The sequence below is a fragment of the Buchnera aphidicola (Pemphigus obesinymphae) genome (assembly GCF_026122815.1).
Lineage (GTDB): Bacteria > Pseudomonadota > Gammaproteobacteria > Enterobacterales > Enterobacteriaceae > Buchnera_C > Buchnera_C aphidicola_BJ.
Window position 1 is genome coordinate 1 of the sequence record NZ_JAIWQW010000100.1, and the last position, 372, is coordinate 372.

Annotated in this window: 1 pseudogene; it reads left to right on the forward strand. The window is 33.6% G+C overall.

The window, feature by feature from the left end:
- Positions 1-372: pseudogene (locus LDP10_RS03290) on the forward strand (tryptophan synthase subunit beta); the annotation flags it as partial.

Genomic DNA, 372 nt, shown 5'->3' on the forward strand with positions numbered 1-372 from the left:
AGCAGGAAAAGGAATTGAAACAGATCAACATGGAGCTGCTTTAAAATTAGGTAGAATAGGAATATATTTTGGTATGAAAGCTCCTTTAATTCAAACAAAAGAAGGTCAAATTAAAGAATCATGGTCTATTTCTGCTGGATTGGATTTTCCTTCAGTAGGTCCTGAACACGCATGGTTAAAAAATGTCGGTCGTGCGAATTATGTCTCTATCACAGATCAAGAAGCACTAACAGCTTTCCAAACTTTATCTGAAAAAGAAGGTATTATACCAGCTTTAGAATCTGCACATGCTTTAGGTTATGCTTTAAAATTAATTAAAAGAAATCCTAACAAAGAACAATTGTTAATAGTAAATCTTTCAGGTCGTGGTGA